The 15,203-nt window shown below is 53.4% G+C and carries 15 protein-coding genes and 1 riboswitch; of the genes, 9 read left to right on the plus strand and 6 right to left on the minus strand.

Annotated features, from left to right (window positions below):
• Positions 1–118: 118 nt before the first annotated feature.
• Genes ACI2I2_RS16720 through ACI2I2_RS16730 form a run of 3 tightly spaced genes read right to left on the minus strand, consistent with a single transcriptional unit; the run spans position 119 to position 1,520 of the window.
• The gene (locus ACI2I2_RS16720) at positions 119–616 is read right to left on the minus strand and encodes an Hcp family type VI secretion system effector (protein WP_404658907.1); all 498 of its coding nucleotides are present in this window, start codon (positions 614–616) and stop codon (positions 119–121) included.
• Between the two features lie 2 nt (positions 617–618).
• A complete protein-coding gene (locus ACI2I2_RS16725; RefSeq protein ID WP_404658908.1) occupies positions 619–966 on the minus strand; it encodes a putative T6SS immunity periplasmic lipoprotein in 348 nt (115 codons plus the stop codon).
• A complete protein-coding gene (locus tag ACI2I2_RS16730) occupies positions 963–1,520 on the minus strand; it encodes a type IV secretion protein Rhs (RefSeq protein WP_404658909.1) in 558 nt (185 codons plus the stop codon). The genes ACI2I2_RS16725 and ACI2I2_RS16730 overlap by 4 nt, the downstream gene beginning before the upstream one ends.
• Positions 1,521–1,993: 473 nt before the next feature.
• A riboswitch (TPP riboswitch) is annotated at positions 1,994–2,090 on the plus strand.
• A 36-nt stretch (positions 2,091–2,126) separates the two neighbouring features.
• On the opposite strand from ACI2I2_RS16730, the gene thiM reads away from it, so the two are divergent.
• From thiM to ACI2I2_RS16745, 3 genes are read left to right on the plus strand one after another with little or no spacing between them, the layout of a single operon-like run.
• The gene (gene thiM / locus ACI2I2_RS16735) at positions 2,127–2,906 is read left to right on the plus strand and encodes a hydroxyethylthiazole kinase (protein WP_404658910.1); all 780 of its coding nucleotides are present in this window, start codon (positions 2,127–2,129) and stop codon (positions 2,904–2,906) included.
• Positions 2,903–3,703 (plus strand): bifunctional hydroxymethylpyrimidine kinase/phosphomethylpyrimidine kinase, encoded by an 801-nt coding sequence (gene thiD, locus ACI2I2_RS16740; protein WP_404658911.1) that lies wholly within the window; start codon positions 2,903–2,905, stop codon positions 3,701–3,703. Before thiM ends, thiD begins: the two co-directional genes overlap by 4 nt.
• A gap of 36 nt (positions 3,704–3,739) precedes the next feature.
• A complete protein-coding gene (locus ACI2I2_RS16745; RefSeq protein ID WP_404658912.1) occupies positions 3,740–4,486 on the plus strand; it encodes a GntR family transcriptional regulator in 747 nt (248 codons plus the stop codon).
• On the opposite strand, the gene ACI2I2_RS16750 is transcribed toward ACI2I2_RS16745, so the two are convergent.
• The 3 genes from ACI2I2_RS16750 to ACI2I2_RS16760 are packed head-to-tail and all read right to left on the minus strand — an operon-like array spanning position 4,460 to position 7,679.
• Positions 4,460–5,398 (minus strand): PfkB family carbohydrate kinase, encoded by a 939-nt coding sequence (locus ACI2I2_RS16750; RefSeq protein ID WP_404658913.1) that lies wholly within the window; start codon positions 5,396–5,398, stop codon positions 4,460–4,462. The two genes, ACI2I2_RS16745 and ACI2I2_RS16750, sit on opposite strands and share 27 nt — an antisense overlap.
• Positions 5,392–6,399: an ADP-ribosylglycohydrolase family protein gene (locus ACI2I2_RS16755; protein ID WP_404658914.1), complete on the minus strand. Its 1,008-nt coding sequence runs from the start codon at positions 6,397–6,399 to the stop codon at positions 5,392–5,394. The genes ACI2I2_RS16750 and ACI2I2_RS16755 overlap by 7 nt, the downstream gene beginning before the upstream one ends.
• Positions 6,396–7,679, minus strand: coding sequence for a nucleoside permease (locus ACI2I2_RS16760; protein WP_404658915.1), 1,284 nt, complete (start codon positions 7,677–7,679; stop codon positions 6,396–6,398). Before ACI2I2_RS16760 ends, ACI2I2_RS16755 begins: the two co-directional genes overlap by 4 nt.
• Positions 7,680–7,930: 251 nt before the next feature.
• Here ACI2I2_RS16760 and fbaB point away from each other — a divergent pair, with 251 nt between their 5' ends.
• From fbaB to ACI2I2_RS16790, 6 genes are all read left to right on the plus strand, one after another.
• Entirely contained in the window at positions 7,931–8,980 is a 1,050-nt protein-coding gene (fbaB, locus tag ACI2I2_RS16765; RefSeq protein WP_404658916.1) for a class I fructose-bisphosphate aldolase, read from the plus strand.
• 452 nt (positions 8,981–9,432) lie between these two features.
• Positions 9,433–9,987, plus strand: coding sequence for a fimbrial protein (locus tag ACI2I2_RS16770; RefSeq protein ID WP_404658917.1), 555 nt, complete (start codon positions 9,433–9,435; stop codon positions 9,985–9,987).
• A 23-nt stretch (positions 9,988–10,010) separates the two neighbouring features.
• Positions 10,011–10,715, plus strand: coding sequence for a molecular chaperone (locus tag ACI2I2_RS16775; RefSeq protein WP_404658918.1), 705 nt, complete (start codon positions 10,011–10,013; stop codon positions 10,713–10,715).
• Entirely contained in the window at positions 10,702–13,185 is a 2,484-nt protein-coding gene (locus ACI2I2_RS16780) for a fimbria/pilus outer membrane usher protein (RefSeq protein ID WP_404658919.1), read from the plus strand. Before ACI2I2_RS16775 ends, ACI2I2_RS16780 begins: the two co-directional genes overlap by 14 nt.
• Positions 13,185–14,528, plus strand: a complete 1,344-nt coding sequence (locus tag ACI2I2_RS16785; RefSeq protein WP_404658981.1) for a fimbrial protein — start codon at positions 13,185–13,187, stop codon at positions 14,526–14,528. The genes ACI2I2_RS16780 and ACI2I2_RS16785 overlap by 1 nt, the downstream gene beginning before the upstream one ends.
• Entirely contained in the window at positions 14,500–15,192 is a 693-nt protein-coding gene (locus ACI2I2_RS16790; protein WP_404658920.1) for a molecular chaperone, read from the plus strand. Before ACI2I2_RS16785 ends, ACI2I2_RS16790 begins: the two co-directional genes overlap by 29 nt.
• Positions 15,193–15,203: the final 11 nt, after the last annotated feature.

The raw sequence follows: 15,203 nt of genomic DNA on the forward strand, positions 1-15,203 counted from the left end.
GGCACGATAAACCTCCATAATCAGTCTACCGTACCAGTTATAACCTGTTACCCATGTGCCCGGTTTAAAGTGTTACCTATGTGCCAGTTCATACACGGGGCAAAGCCCCGTTACGTTGTTATTGCGTTTCTTTCTGCTTTGCTGGTTTCATCCATGCATCATCGTATTTAATATTCCCTCTGACATAATTCCATTCAATTCCGCGAAATCTAAGCCCAACAACCTCATGCATGTTGGGTGTTGAGCTACCCGGATAATAAATATGTGTAAAATCTACCGACGAAATAACAACGCTATCAAGCGTAATGTTATAAATTTCCACTTCGATCCCGGCATCAACAATTTCATAGTATTTAATGACTGCCTTTTGCAAGCGCTTAGATTCACAGACCGCAATGGCAAGGTAAGGGCTTACTTTGTCTAGTTGTTTATGCAGTATGACAGCGTCATGCTGTCGGGTTCCTGTCATGCTTCCAGTGAAACTGTCTACACCTTGTCTCACGCCATAGCTACTATTCATGATCTCAATAGCACCTTCGCGACCTAATGCCATACAGTCCCCTACAACTTGCATTCCATTTTCATCATATAAAAATAAATAAGCGGGTAATGACATTTTTAATACTCCGTGCTTGTTAGTTGTCCGTTGTTATCAATAAAAAACTGATGAATATAGTTTTTACCGTTTAATCCATATGACACAGCATAGCTATAACCATATTTCCAATTAACATCTATGCAATCGTCAGGATATGAAAGATGTAATTCATAATCGCTCTTTACTATTGTATATCCTTTATCTTGATTTGATTCAATTCTGTAATAACTCAATATATCTTTCTTATCCACACTGAAACAAAGCTTTTCGTCATTTATATAGGTATACTTTGCATGAGGGCCTGGTTTTCCGCCTGGGCAACCTGCAAGGATGAAGAGTAAAGGCAGAATCAATAATATCTTTATCATCCTGGAAATCCTTTCAATATTGATTCATATTTAGAAATCAAGGAGTAAATGGAGTCATTAAGATTGTAATCACGGTATTCATGTAAATTATTACCCTCATACAGACCATAATTAAGAAAGAGCCAATAATCACTGGCTATTGATGCTTGTTGCTCTAATCCATAGTGAAGGAAGTCAGCTTTATCCAGACTGTATGAATAGTCTGCGAAACGAGAGAATAATCCTCTTGTTCTGACAAGCATTCCTTTTTGTGATTGCCATGCGTGAACCATTTCATGCATGAATCTATGTTTCTTTACTAATATGTCTAAAGAAAAGTCAGGTGAATAGGTTTCTTCTCTGAACCACAGTTCACCGTTGGGTGTCATAGCAACATCTACAGGCTGTAAGTTGAAGGGAAGGTAGCTTTCACGGTGTACCCATATCTTACTATAGATAAGACTACCGCCGAAAAGAGTTCTGGCAAGGGCTATCTCACCTAACGTAAGTTGCCTGACTCCTCCCGGTGAAATGAGAGTACCTGATGTGGGTTTTATTTTTTCATCAACAGGCATTCAAGATCCCTCTAATCCTTGTTGGTATTGAACATGAATCGTACTCTCAAAATAATGTATAAGGAAATGGTTTTCCGTAGAAGATTCCATAATTAAAATGAGTTAGATGGAATCAGGTTTTTTTAAAAGTCTGTTTTTCCTCTTTGAAGTATAAAGGGGGATTATGTTTAAGTGATATCAGTCGCATGATTTCTATAATATATAGATTACATTTATCTTTTATTTCTTTCTGGTCTGATGATGATGAAGCGATATCAAGCGTAGGATTTACTTGTCAAATCTGTACTTTCCATCGTTCCGGATTTATAAAACATCTCATTGAGCGGGTGTAGGTTTTGAGGTGATTTATTACGTGATCAGCTAATAGGGTGTGATTGCCACTGTGATATTTCGAAAATTCTTGCACCTGGGGCTTTGCCGCGGTTACACTATTTTTCACGATTTACACAACGTGTAACCGTCTGTTTTATAAATGAAATGACTCGGGGTGCCCTTCCACGTGAAGGCTGAGAAATACCCGTATTACCTGATCTGGATAATGCCAGCGTAGGGAAGTCAGAGACCCACGTAGGGTATCGCTTCTTCACCGACTGGCAGGAGCGTACTATGCAACCTGACCTGCTATCTTCGTCGCAAATCGCGCACACTTCTCATCTATTTCGGCGTTTTTTGCCGCTCGTTCACTGCATGACTAATGATGTGGTGCAAACCTTTACTGCCAATGTTTTGCTGGCGCTGGGGGCTTCTCCGGCCATGGTTATCGATAAAGCTGAAGCGCCGCAGTTTGCTGCCATTGCTGACGCGTTGCTGATTAACGTCGGGACGCATACTCAGGAACGTGCCGTCGCGATGCGGGCCGCTGTCGAAAGTGCCAATGCGGAGAATAAGCCCTGGGTGTTGGATCCGGTGGGCGTTGGTGCTATCGCGCTACGCACTGAGTTCTGCCAGCAACTGTTGCCGCTCCGGCCTGCGGTGATTCGCGGAAATGCTTCTGAAATTATGGCACTCGCGGGCATGAGCCACGGCGGGCGCGGGGTGGATACCACCGACACGGCCAGTGCTGCTTTGCCTGCTGCACAGGCGCTGGCGCGTCAGATCTCCACTCTGGTTGTTGTGACGGGGGAAGTTGATTATGTGACCGACGGACGTCGAACCGTGATGGTCACGGGCGGCGATATCATCATGACCAAAGTTGTCGGAACGGGATGTGCACTGTCTGCGGCAGTTGCTGCCAGTTGTGCGTTGCCCGGCGATCGTCTGGATAACGTAGCGGCGGTCTGTGGAATGATGAAGCAAGCGGGGAAAGTGGCGGCAGAGAACAGTAAAGGTCCAGGCAGTTTTGCGGCGGCTTTTCTGGATGCGCTGTGGGCGGAGGGCAACGTATGAAACGTATTAATGCACTCACCATTGCGGGCACAGATCCGAGCGGCGGCGCAGGGATTCAGGCCGATCTTAAAACGTTCTCGGCGCTTGGGGCGTATGGTTGTTCGGTGATCACCGCGCTGGTGGCGCAAAACACGCAGGGCGTGCAATCGGTCTATCGCATTGAGCCTGACTTTGTGGCCGCTCAGCTTGATTCGGTGTTTAGCGATGTGCGCATCGATTCGACCAAAATCGGCATGCTCGCAGAAACGGATATTGTTGAAGCTGTGGCGGAACGTCTGGCTCGCTATCAGATTAAAAACGTCGTGCTCGATACCGTGATGCTGGCGAAAAGTGGCGATCCTCTGCTCTCCGTTTCCGCCGTGGATACGCTGCGTCAGCGCCTGTTGCCACAGGTTTCTTTGATCACCCCTAATCTGCCTGAAGCGGCGGCGCTGCTCGATGCGCCCCATGCGCGTAATGAACAGGAAATGCTGGAACAAGGTCGCGCTTTACTGGCGTTGGGTTGTGAGGCGGTGTTGATGAAAGGCGGTCATCTGACAGAGGCAGAAAGCCCGGACTGGCTGTTTACGGCTGAAGGTGAGTATCGCTTCACCGCCCCGCGCGTGCAGACTAAAAACACCCACGGCACAGGCTGTACGCTTTCGGCTGCGTTGGCTGCGCTGAAACCGCGTTATGGCAGCTGGCTCGAAACTGTACCCGAGGCGAAACGGTGGCTGTCAGCTGCGCTGGCGCAAGCGGATTCGCTGGAAGTCGGGAAGGGGATTGGGCCAGTGCATCATTTCCACGCGTGGTGGTAGTATACTGGCTGACACTGTCAGCAAGGATTACCCGAGATGGAACAAGCGCATACCCGGCTTATTGCTCAACTGACCGAGCGCATTGCCGCCACGGATAACACGCCGCTGTACCTGAAATTTGCCGAAACGGTCAAAAATGCGGTTCGCAGCGGCTGGCTGGAGCATGGCAATATTTTGCCCGGCGAGCGCGATCTCAGTCAACTGACCGGCGTGTCTCGCATTACTGTGCGTAAGGCGATGCAGACGCTGGAAGACGAAGGCGTGGTGACTCGCGCGCGCGGCTACGGCACGCAGATCAACAACATCTTTGAGTATTCGCTGAAAGAAGCGCGCGGTTTCTCCCAGCAAGTGGTATTACGCGGCAAAAAGCCCGACACGCTTTGGGTCAACAAACGTGTGGTGGAGTGTCCTCAGGATGTGGCTGAGCAGCTGGCGCTCACGCCGAAAAGTGACGTATTTCTGCTGAAGCGTATTCGTTATGTGGATGAAGAAGCGGTGTCGATTGAGGAGTCCTGGGTGCCCGCGCACCTGATTGCGGACGCGGACGATATTGGCATTTCGCTGTACGACTACTTCCGTAGCCAGCACATTTTCCCGCAGCGCACTCGTTCACGCGTCAGCGCCCGGATGCCGGACGCTGAGTTTCAGTCGCACATTAAAATGGATGACAAAATCCCGGTGTTGGTCATTAAGCAGGTGGCGCTGGATCAGCAGCAGCGGCCGATTGAGTACAGCATCAGCTACTGCCGCAGTGACTTATACGTTTTTGTGTGCGAGGAATAGTTCTTCCGCTGTCGGGGCGCAGTCGCCGCCCCGGTGGCTGACCACCCAGCTCGCCACCGCATTCCCCAGAATGACTGCCTCTGCCAGCGGTTTTCCAACGGCTAACCCCGCCAGCACACCCCCGGCATGGCTGTCGCCAGCGCCGATGGTATCCACCACTTTTGCCGGAAACGCGGCCGCATGACCGGACGCCTCGGCACTGAAATACCACGCGCCGTCTTTATCCTGTCGCACAATTAACGGTGCGTTCCAGCGTTCGAGCCAGGCTTTGCCCAATGCGGACACTTCCGCGGGGAACTGCTCGCGTTCGGCGATGATCTCCGCTTCCTGCCGATTCAGCGTAATGATCGGCTTGCAGGCCATGATGCGCGCGAACAGTTCAGGCGTGATGTCGGCAATTCTCGGTCCGAAGTCTATCAACGCTGTGACCTCTGGCGAGGCCTCCAGCCAGCTGACCAGCAGCTCTGCACATGAAGCGGTGAGCTGATAGCCGGATAAATAGGCCAGGCCGTTGGGCTGATGCGGCAGACGAGCCAGCCACTCGTCGTTCCAGGCACTCTCTACCCCGGTGAACGACATAAAGGTGCGCTCGCCATCGGGCTCGACCAGTGCCAGGCACCAGCCGTTATCCCCTTTGTCGGTATCGATAATGCTTTCAATGCCCTGACGTGCGAGGTTGTTTCGCACGATATCGGCCCAGACGCCCTGGCCGAGCGGCAGGGCGTTACAGGCTTCGATTCCCAGGCGTTTGAGCGCCACGGCGACGTTCAGCGCACAGCCACCAATATTGACGCTTTGCTGTTGCAGTTCGATATCGCAGCCACGCCAGGGCAGGGCGTAGGCATCGGCGATAACGTCGATCACCGCCGAGCCAATCACCGTCACCGGGCGTTTTTGTCTCTCGTTCAGCATTTTTCCTCCCTTTGCTGGCGATAACGCAGCAGGGCATTGGCGTAGCGGCCAAAGTCGAGCTGATTCACTTCGTCCAGTTCAGCTTTCAGCGTCGCGTCAATGCCGTCAATACCGTGCAGCGCGCCACAGATGGCGGTAGCCATTGCGCCGATGGTGTCGGTGTCGCCACCGAGATTGGCGCATAAAATGGCGCAGCGATTAGGATCAGTTTGTGCCAGTTCCACCATCGCGACGGCGCAGGCCACGGATTCAATCGTGCTGGTTCCCGCGCCCACCAGTTGATAAAGTTGTTCGCTGGCGGATTCCACACCGTTCGCTTCACGCACCGTTTTCAGGGCCAGTTCAATACGCAGCGCCAGCGAGGCATTAAAGGTGGTGATGCGTTTTTCCTGGGCATGGCGAGCAACGGAAGGGAGCGCGGCAGCGATAGTCTGCCAGCTATCACCGTCAATCGCCCGGGAGACCGCCCAGCCAATCACTACGGCACCGGCAATCGCCAGGTCTGATTTGTGCGTTGGGCTGGAGGCCAGCGCAACGGCGTCGATAAACGCATCGAGATCGGCTGTTGGCAGCACGCAGCCCAGTGGGGAAACTCGCATTGCCGCGCCGTTGGTCACGCCGTTGTTCTCAAGCTGGCTAACCGGTTTGCCGTCACGAATCGCATTCAGGGCAATTTTAGACGTTGGCCCGAGGACGTTTTTGTTGAACGCATCAAACCCTTCGGCCCACGCCAGAATGTGGCGACCAATCACGTCCGGCACAATCTCGCCATCGCATTCAATCAGCGCATCGGCCAGGCAAAGCGCCATCGAGGTGTCATCGGTGAACTCTGCGCGCTTAAAGTAGCAGGCGGCGTTGTTTTCGGCCGGGCCATCCAGAAAACGGTCAATCCAGCCGAAGTGCGCTTTTACCCGCGAGCGAGGCCACAGTTCCGAAGGCATTCCCATGGCATCACCTAAGGCTTGTCCGTACAGCGCGCCGAGAATTCGTTGGTCTTTCATTTCACTTCCTCATGTGTCAGCGCCACATCTCGTTCGTCATTGCTGACGCTTATGGCGGTAATTTCTTTATCCGATTCGCGGAAGAACAGCATAAACAGCACGGCAATCACGGCGATCATTACTGCCCCGAATGTCCACATGCCCGCCCAGTTAAACGTCAGGCCGTTGACGGGCTCTTTATAGGCGAACATTTTTTCCATCATCACCCCACCAAGGCGGTAGCCGAGCAGGCTGCCGAAGCCCTGACAACAAAGGGTAATCAGCCCCTGCGCTGCGGTGCGCATGTGAACCGGGGATTTTTTGTCCACATAGATGTAGGCGGTGACGTAGTAAAAGTCATAACTTACGCCGTGCAGCAGAATGCCGAGGAACAACAGGCCGTAAGTAAAGTAATGTTCTGCGCCGCCGTAAACGAAGAAGCCGTAACGGACTGCGGCGGTGATAAGACCAAGTAATAATACCTTTTTGATACCAAAGCGTTTAGTGAAGAACGGCAGCGCCAGCATGAAGAAGATTTCAGAGAACTGGCCGAGCGTCATCCAGCCGGTGGCGTTGTGCATCCCCACTTCGGTGAGATAGCCGTTGGCAAAGATGTAATAGAACGCCAGCGGCATGGCGAACAGGAACGAGCAGAAGAAAAAGACGAGGAAGTTTTTGTCGCGCAGCAACACCAGCGCGTCCAGCCCCAGCATCACTTTCAGGCTCAATTTGCCGGTACTCTTTGGTGGCGTATCCGGCAGGAACAGCGCAAATACGCCCAGCAGTGCAGAGCTGCCAGCGGTTATCAGCAGTGGAATGCTGGTGGGTGAAATATCGTTATAGCCCAGCATTTGCGGCAGGAAACCGCATACCAGGCCTGAGCCAATCCAGCCAATGGTGCCCATCACACGGATGCGCGGGAAATCTCGCTCCACATCCGGCACGTGAGAAAACGCGATGCTGTTGGTCAGCGCGATGGTCGGCATGTAGGTCAATGAATAGGCCAGCAGCAGCGGGAAGAAGCCGCTGAAGGTGGTTTGCTGCGCGGCGAAATACATCAGGATCGCGCCGACGAACATCAGCACCGCCAGCACTTTTTGCGCCGGGAAGAAACGGTCAGTCAGCGAACCGACGAGAATAGGCGAGAGGATCGCCGCGATGGCCGTACAGGCATAGGACCAGCCGATTTCGCCTGCGCTGAAGCCGTTTTTACTCAGCCACAGCCACAGTGGCACAAACCACGCGCCCCAGATAAACCACTCCACGAACATCATGAACGACAGCTTTGCTGTAGTTTTCATCTTTACATCCTTCATGACAGGTAAGGTACGTCTGAACCATACCATTCAATAATACCTTTTAAATACCTTTGTGATGATTCCTTGAGCGACTTAACACTTTACTGTCCCTGAATCGTGCCAGCAGATTGCCCTTAAAAAAGCACAAACCGGCTGGAAAAATCCGCCTCAGGAGACCAGGCTAAGGATTGCCTTAAACTCAGGCACAGGACATTCACGACCAGCTTCGGCTGGCGCTTACGGGAGTTATCACTATGACTGATATTGCGCAGTTGCTTGGCAAAGACGCCGACAACCTTCTCCAGCATCGTTGTATGACCATTCCATCCGCACAGCTTTACCTTCCCGGCTCTGACTACGTTGACCGCGTGATGGTCGACAACAATCGGCCGCCTGCGGTGCTCCGTAATATGCAAACCCTGTACAACACCGGGCGGCTGGCGGGCACCGGCTATCTTTCTATTTTACCCGTTGACCAGGGGGTAGAGCACTCTGCCGGGGCATCGTTTGCTGCAAATCCGCTCTATTTTGACCCGAAAAACATTGTTGAGCTGGCGATTGAGGCCGGATGTAACTGTGTGGCCTCAACTTATGGCGTGCTGGCGAGCGTTTCGCGCCGTTATGCGCACCGCATTCCGTTCCTCGTGAAGCTCAACCACAACGAGACGCTGAGCTACCCAAACACCTTTGACCAGACGCTGTATGCCAGCGTGGAGCAGGCGTTTAATATGGGCGCGGTGGCTGTTGGGGCGACCATTTATTTCGGTTCTGAAGAGTCTCGCCGTCAAATCGAAGAGATCTCCGCCGCGTTTGAACGAGCGCACGAGCTGGGCATGGTTACCGTGCTGTGGGCGTATCTGCGCAATTCGGCGTTCAAGAAAGACGGCGTGGATTATCACGTTTCTGCCGATTTAACCGGCCAGGCAAACCATCTGGCAGCCACCATAGGCGCGGATATCGTGAAGCAGAAAATGGCCGAGAATAACGGCGGCTACAAAGCCGTCAACTTCGGCTACACCGATGAGCGCGTGTACAGCAAGCTGACCACCGACAACCCAATAGATCTGGTGCGCTATCAACTGGCAAACTGCTATATGGGCCGTGCCGGGTTAATTAACTCCGGCGGTGCCGCGGGTGAGAATGATATGGTCGATGCTGTTCGTACCGCCGTTATTAATAAACGTGCGGGCGGCATGGGGCTTATTCTTGGTCGCAAGGCGTTTAAAAAGACCATGGCCGATGGCGTTAAATTAATTAATGCCGTGCAGGATGTTTATCTCGATAACAAAGTCACTATCGCCTGACAGGTAAATACCTCTCCTCCGGGAGAGGTATATCGCCCCTCTATATGATCCCCGCTTATTAATATTAATAATCACCTTTTCTTATTTAACACCAAGAATTCTGGTTTCTGTCTGCACGATTTTCATCTTAAGAATAATATTTTTTTCATCTTACCTCTCGGTGCTGAAGTCAGAATTATCAGGGTGTTGAGGGCTATGTTAAGGGGCGTTTTTCTTAATTAAGACGTCTGGTGCGGTGAGTTCAGAAAACAAAGGTTTTATTTTCTAGGAATTTTCTTAAACTAACAATCATCGTAGGGTTTCTCCTGCGGTGAGCTAAGAACCTGCTGGCTTCAATATATCAATGATGGATAACGCCACACTCATAAGTGGCGGAGCAAACCTGCGACATATTGTCAGGATGCCAGTGTATTTAATTATTAAAGTGTATTTAATTATTAAGGATAGACAAAATGAAATTCAATACTTCCTGTGTAAACCAGACTTTAATTGCTGGTGGCATCGCCCTGTTATTTTCTCAGGCCGCTAATGCTGAGTCTGCAAATACCATTACGTTTAAAGGTGAAGTGACCGAACAAACCTGTGAAGTGGTTGTGGATGGCGTGAGTGCTCGTCCGGTGGTGCTGTTGCCGAGCGTGTCAAAAAGTGATTTGTCGGCGGCGGCGTCTACTGCCGGATTAACGTCATTTACGCTGGGCGTCACGGGTTGTACCGCCGACACCACCGCGCTGGACATCAAAACCCTGTTCGTGGCGAACAACATGACTTCACTCGGCAACCTGGCAAACACCGGTACGGCACAAAACGTTGAGCTGCAGCTGATGAGCGACAGCGCGGGCACTCAGGCTATCGACCTGCGTGACCGTACACCGGTTGCTGGCATCACCGTGGCAGCCGGTGATACCGCTGGCGAACACGACTTCGCGGTGCAGTACTTCAGCCCGAACGGCGGCGCAACCGCAGGGACCGTCGTAGGGTCGGTTCAGTACTCTATCTCCTACCTGTAAGTGAGTCAGACGTGATGAAAGGAATGGCTTTAGTCCTTAGCGGGATGCTGTTTAGCCTGAGCGCACAGGCAAGTGTGGTGATGACCGGCAGTCGCATTGTTTACCCCGTCGACAGCCGCGAAGTCAGCGTGCAACTGACCAACCGCGATGCTTTCCCCGGCATCGTTCAGGTCTGGCTTGATGAGGGCGATGCGCAATCGACGCCACAAACTGCCCGTGCTCCTTTCGTCACCACGCCGCCAGTCTTCCGACTGGCGGCCAACGCCGGACAAACCGTGCGTTTGCGCTATGTAGGGAAGGACGTGCCGAAGGATCGGGAATCACTGTGGTGGTTCAACTTTATTCAAATTCCACCGGTGGAAAAAGGCGCTCAGGCCGACAACCAGTTACTGGTGCTGGTTCGCAGCCGCGTGAAGGTCTTTTTACGCCCACAAGGGCTGACCGGGTCGCCGCTCAAAATGGCGGAGACCAGCCGCGTATGGCTGCAAAACGGCAAGCTGAAGCTGCGTAATAACAGCGGCTATTACCTCGCATTATCGTCACTCGACGTGCAGGGCGCAGGTAAAAAACAACGTATTCAGAGCGAAACTGTCGCGCCGTGGTCAACCGTGGCCTGGCCTGCTCAGGTGGGGCAAATCACGGAAGCGAACATGCGCTGGATTAACGATCAGGGAGCAACGCTGAACCAACGCGTGGCGGTGGAGAATCAGGAAGATGTCAGCCAGTAAAAGCCGTTGGTGGTGGCTGCTGCTGCCCGGTGTAGCACCTGCTGTTGCCAGCGAATACACCTTTGATGAATCGCTATTTCTCGGCAGTGGTTACGAAAATGGGCTTGCCCAGTTTAACGAGCAGGATGCTATCGCCCCCGGGCGTTACAACGTCGATGTCTGGCTGAACGGGCAATTCGTGGGCCGTCAGGATGTGGTTTTTCGCCATGATGCGACGGGAAAAACAGCGCCTTGCTTTCCGGCTTCTTTCTGGCAGGAACAAGGCGTGGCGTCCGCTGAACAAGCCGGTTCTGAAGAGTGCGTAACTCCGCAAATGCGTATTAGCGGTGGGCAGTGGGATTTTGATCAAGGCGCATTGCGTCTGAATCTGAGCGTGCAGCAGGCAGCACTCAAACGCACCCCGCAGGATTACGTCCCACCTTCGCAATGGCAAACCGGGGAGAGCGTTCTGTTCAGTAATTACAACCTGCACGTCTATCACAACAAGAACGGCGGACGTGAGAGTGACTCTGGCTGGCTGGGGCTTAACAGCGGTTTTAACCTGGGCAGTTGGCAATTTCGCCAGCAGTCTTCCGCCAACTGGCGACGTGATGATTATCGCGAAAGCCAGCGCTGGGATGCGCTGCAAACCTGGCTCCAGCACCCCATCGCTCGCCTTGAAAGCGTGTTGACGCTGGGCGAGAGCTACACCCCGGGCAGCCTGCTCGGCAGCATGGCATTTACGGGCATTAAGCTCGAAACAGATCAGCGCATGTGGCCGCAATCACGTCGCGGCTATGCGCCAGAAATTCGCGGCACAGCTTCGACGCCATCACGCGTGGTGGTGAAACAGAACGGTCGAACCCTGTATGAAACCAGCGTGCCGCAAGGCGCATTTGTATTCGACGATCTGCCGAATACCTCCTGGGATGGCGATCTTCAGGTCGAAATTACCGGCGCAGATGGCAGAAAAAGCGGGTTTACCGTGCCGTATGCCAGCGTGCCGCTTTCATTGCGCCCAGGCGTCTGGCGCTACGGCATGGTGGCCGGGAAAACACGCGATTACAGCTCGGCTGACAGCCTGTTTACCGACCTGACAATAGAGCGCGGCATGTCTAACCGGGTGACGGCCAACGGCGCTTTGCGAATGGGTGAAGATTATCAGGCGCTGTTGCTCGGCGGCGTGCTGGCGACACAACTCGGCGCTATCGGCGTGGACGTAACCGCTTCGCAGGCAAAAGTGGCGGGTGACAAATTGAGCGGCTGGCGCTTGCAGACTAACTGGAGCAAAACCTTCATGCCAACGGGCACTAACGTCGCGCTGGCGGGCTATCGCTACTCGACGGAAGGGTATCGTGATTATGGCGATGTGCTGGGCGAGCGCGCTGCGATGAAACACGGCGGCAGCTGGCAGTCAGACAGCCTGCGTCAACGCAACCAGTTTACCGCCACGGTAAACCAGACGCTCGGCGGTTGGGGAAACCTGTGGTTGTCCGGTTCGATGATGGATTACTACGGCAACCGTGGAAACAGCACCCAGCTTCAGGCGGGATATAACACCACCGTGGGGCGCGTTTCTATCGGCCTGTCGTTCAGCCGTCAGGATACCTGGCTGCGGAGTACCGACAATCGTGGTGGGCAAGGGCAAAAAGAAAACGTGGCAAGCCTGACGCTTTCCGTGCCGCTGAGTTTTGGCGAACGCGAACATACGCTTTCGTTTTCAGCAAGCCAGGCCAAAGAGGCGGGCAGCAGTGCACAGGTCGCAGTGTCGGGCGCACTTGATAGCGAGGAGACGCTTAACTATGCGCTCTCAACCGGCTGGCAGCAGGGGCAGGATGGTTCCGGCGATGTGAATGACTGGAGCGGTTCCCTGCAAAAAAGTACCTCTTTCGGCACGCTCAATGGCAGCGTAGCCCAGGCGAAAAACTATCAGCAGTGGACTGCAGGCGTGCGTGGCGCGGTGGTTGTCCACAGCAAAGGCGTGGTAGCCGGGCCGTGGGTGGGCGATACCTTCGCATTGATTGAAGCGCCGGGCGCAACCGGGGCGCGTATTGGCGGTGGACAAGGTTCGATGGTGAACAGTTCCGGCTATGCGCTGGTGCCTTCACTCACGCCGTATCGCTACAACACCGTCACGCTCGACAGCCGTGATATGAACGCTCAGGCCGAATTACAGGAAAGCCAGCGCCGTATTGCGCCTCTGGCGGGAGCAGCGGTGAAACTGAAATTTTCCACCCTGGCGGGGTATCCGTTGCTGATCACGGTTAATCGCAAAGAAGCCTTCCCGGCAGGGCTCTCCGTAAGTGATGAGCAGGGGCGCGTGGTCGGGATGACCGCGCAGGGAAATCAGGTTTACGCCCGTGTGGCCCAGGAGCAAGGGCAACTGTCCATCGAAGGACAAGATTGCTGGCTGTCGTGGGCGCTGAACGAAACGCAACGTAAAGAGCCGCTGATTGCTTTAACCCAAACGTGCAGGATGAAAAACCAATGATGAAGAAGACAGTCATGCTGCTGGTCTGGTTGCCAATGATGGCTCAGGCGGCATGCGAATACATTACTCTTCCGTATAACGCAGGGAGCAGCAGTGCGTTCGGATCGCATCGATTAAGCGCCGCGTCTGACGGGATTGCCAACGACTGGCGATCCGGTGGCGGCAACGATGCCTGGAATGGCCTGCTGCCGGGGTTAACGCAAACTGTTGATGTGTCCGGCAACAGCAGCCTTCAGCCAGCAGGCACTATTTTGACCTCCAGCGGCGGAATCCCTTTCACCAGTTACGCCCACAAAGGCGGGGGCTACGACCCGGAGCAGGTTTTTTTCCGTTGCACGCCGGACACGGCAGGGCAGTTGTATGAAGCGTTTTCCACCAATGGCGACGATGCCTATGCAGGCTGGTATGAGGCGAACGATGTGCCAGGCGCCCGCCTGACGGTGATGAAAAACATTGCCCTGCGTTTGACGCATGACGCGACGGGCAGCACGTTTACGGACAGCTGGCAGCAGCGTCCGATGGAGAATCTGGACGTCGACACCAACGGCAACTTTCTGATTAAAGCCAGGAATTTTTCTACCATCAGCGTGGAGCTGATTAAAACGCTGGATACGCGCTATTACGTCAACCAGGCGGCATCGGCGAACTACAACAGCTATGTGAACCCCAACGCCTACGTGGTATTTCGTGGGCCGGGCATTGCTTCCTGGGATATCAAAGTCGGCCAGCCGCATCGCGGGGGAAACTGGGCGGGATGGGCCAACGACTGGCCATCGGTGATCAGCCTTTATGGCAATAACATTCAGGTAAAACGTGCCGCGATGTGTCAGGTGAAGGATTTCACCCTAGTCGTGTATCTGCCCGCTATCTCAGTGGCTCAACTGAAACAGGGCGAGTACTCTTCCGCACCGTTTAACGTCGGCTTTGCCTGTGAATCCAGTGTGGTTTCTGGCGTGGCGGCAGGCTCGGGTAATGTGGCGTTGGGCTTCCTCGCCCCTGAATCCAGTGTTTACAGTGCCTGGTCATTCAACCTGATCACCGGAAAATCGGTGACCTGGTTGCTGGACGATCAGTACGGAAAACCGGGGCACGCTCGTGGCGTTGGCGTGCAGGTCTATCGTGCCGGAAAGCCCATCACTTTTATGGCGGTTTCTACGACGGGGAACGGTACGGACGGTGGCTGGATGCCAGCAGTAGGCAGTAACACCCAACCCGAAGGCAGCCAGGATGGCCTGAATTATTATCGCGAAACCTTTGAAGCACGGCTTGCGAGCTTTGGTGCCGACACGCTTAAAGCCGGGGAATATCAATCTCATGCGCAAATTTTATTACGCATTCAGTAGCTTCTGGCTGCTGGCATTCAGCCTGCAGGCGGCGGTAAACATCAATACAACGCGTGTGGTGTTCAACCATGGGGAGACGCAGCGCACGGTGCGGCTGGTCAACGACGGTGATTATCCGGTGGTTGTGCAGAGCTGGGTTGATGAAGGTGATCCGCAAAAAGGGCCCTCGCAAGCCAGCGCCCCGTTTGTTGTACTGCCACCGGTACTTAAAATCCTGCCAGGCGAACAGCGCGAGCTGCGGATAATGACCACCGGAAAAGGGTTGGCGCAGGATCGCGAGTCGCTTTACTGGCTGAATGTCTACCAGATCCCGCCAGAGAAAAAGGCGGAGCAAGCTGGTGAAAAAATGCGTTTAGCGCTTAGAAGTCAGCTTAAAGTCCTATGGCGACCGAAAAACACAGGTGTGTTGACTGAAAAATCCATCAATATGCTGAGCTTTCGCTATGAGAGTGGAATGATTTATGCCGTAAATGATACTTCTTGGAACATAACTCTGGGTGATGTTTCATTCGAAGAGTATTCCTTCAGTGGAATAGTGGTTCCACCGCGTTCCCGGACCGCGATTTTTAATTCTTCCTCTCCTGTAAATCGGAATAATAAGATAAACTTCACGGTGATTAACGATGAGGGAAATCGTTGGGGTTTTTCGTCTGAGGTGAATTAACAGGTGTTGAA

Source organism: Scandinavium sp. NPDC088450 (assembly GCF_044900545.1).
Lineage (GTDB): Bacteria > Pseudomonadota > Gammaproteobacteria > Enterobacterales > Enterobacteriaceae > Scandinavium.

What these genes read in the sequence shown, in the direction of transcription:
- ACI2I2_RS16730 (WP_404658909.1), bottom strand. Translation starts at nt 1,520, where the DNA reads ATGCCTGTTGATGAAAAAATAAAACCCACATCAGGTACTCTCATTTCA.
- ACI2I2_RS16775 (WP_404658918.1), top strand. Translation starts at nt 10,011, where the DNA reads ATGGCTTTAGTCCTTAGCGGGATGCTGTTTAGCCTGAGCGCACAGGCA.
- ACI2I2_RS16745 (WP_404658912.1), top strand. Translation starts at nt 3,740, where the DNA reads ATGGAACAAGCGCATACCCGGCTTATTGCTCAACTGACCGAGCGCATT.
- ACI2I2_RS16755 (WP_404658914.1), bottom strand. Translation starts at nt 6,399, where the DNA reads ATGAAAGACCAACGAATTCTCGGCGCGCTGTACGGACAAGCCTTAGGT.
- ACI2I2_RS16720 (WP_404658907.1), bottom strand. Translation starts at nt 616, where the DNA reads ATGTCATTACCCGCTTATTTATTTTTATATGATGAAAATGGAATGCAA.
- ACI2I2_RS16750 (WP_404658913.1), bottom strand. Translation starts at nt 5,398, where the DNA reads ATGCTGAACGAGAGACAAAAACGCCCGGTGACGGTGATTGGCTCGGCG.
- ACI2I2_RS16780 (WP_404658919.1), top strand. Translation starts at nt 10,702, where the DNA reads ATGTCAGCCAGTAAAAGCCGTTGGTGGTGGCTGCTGCTGCCCGGTGTA.
- ACI2I2_RS16725 (WP_404658908.1), bottom strand. Translation starts at nt 966, where the DNA reads ATGATAAAGATATTATTGATTCTGCCTTTACTCTTCATCCTTGCAGGT.
- ACI2I2_RS16790 (WP_404658920.1), top strand. Translation starts at nt 14,500, where the DNA reads ATGCGCAAATTTTATTACGCATTCAGTAGCTTCTGGCTGCTGGCATTC.
- thiM (WP_404658910.1), top strand. Translation starts at nt 2,127, where the DNA reads ATGCAACCTGACCTGCTATCTTCGTCGCAAATCGCGCACACTTCTCAT.
- ACI2I2_RS16760 (WP_404658915.1), bottom strand. Translation starts at nt 7,679, where the DNA reads ATGAAAACTACAGCAAAGCTGTCGTTCATGATGTTCGTGGAGTGGTTT.
- fbaB (WP_404658916.1), top strand. Translation starts at nt 7,931, where the DNA reads ATGACTGATATTGCGCAGTTGCTTGGCAAAGACGCCGACAACCTTCTC.
- ACI2I2_RS16770 (WP_404658917.1), top strand. Translation starts at nt 9,433, where the DNA reads ATGAAATTCAATACTTCCTGTGTAAACCAGACTTTAATTGCTGGTGGC.
- thiD (WP_404658911.1), top strand. Translation starts at nt 2,903, where the DNA reads ATGAAACGTATTAATGCACTCACCATTGCGGGCACAGATCCGAGCGGC.
- ACI2I2_RS16785 (WP_404658981.1), top strand. Translation starts at nt 13,185, where the DNA reads ATGAAGAAGACAGTCATGCTGCTGGTCTGGTTGCCAATGATGGCTCAG.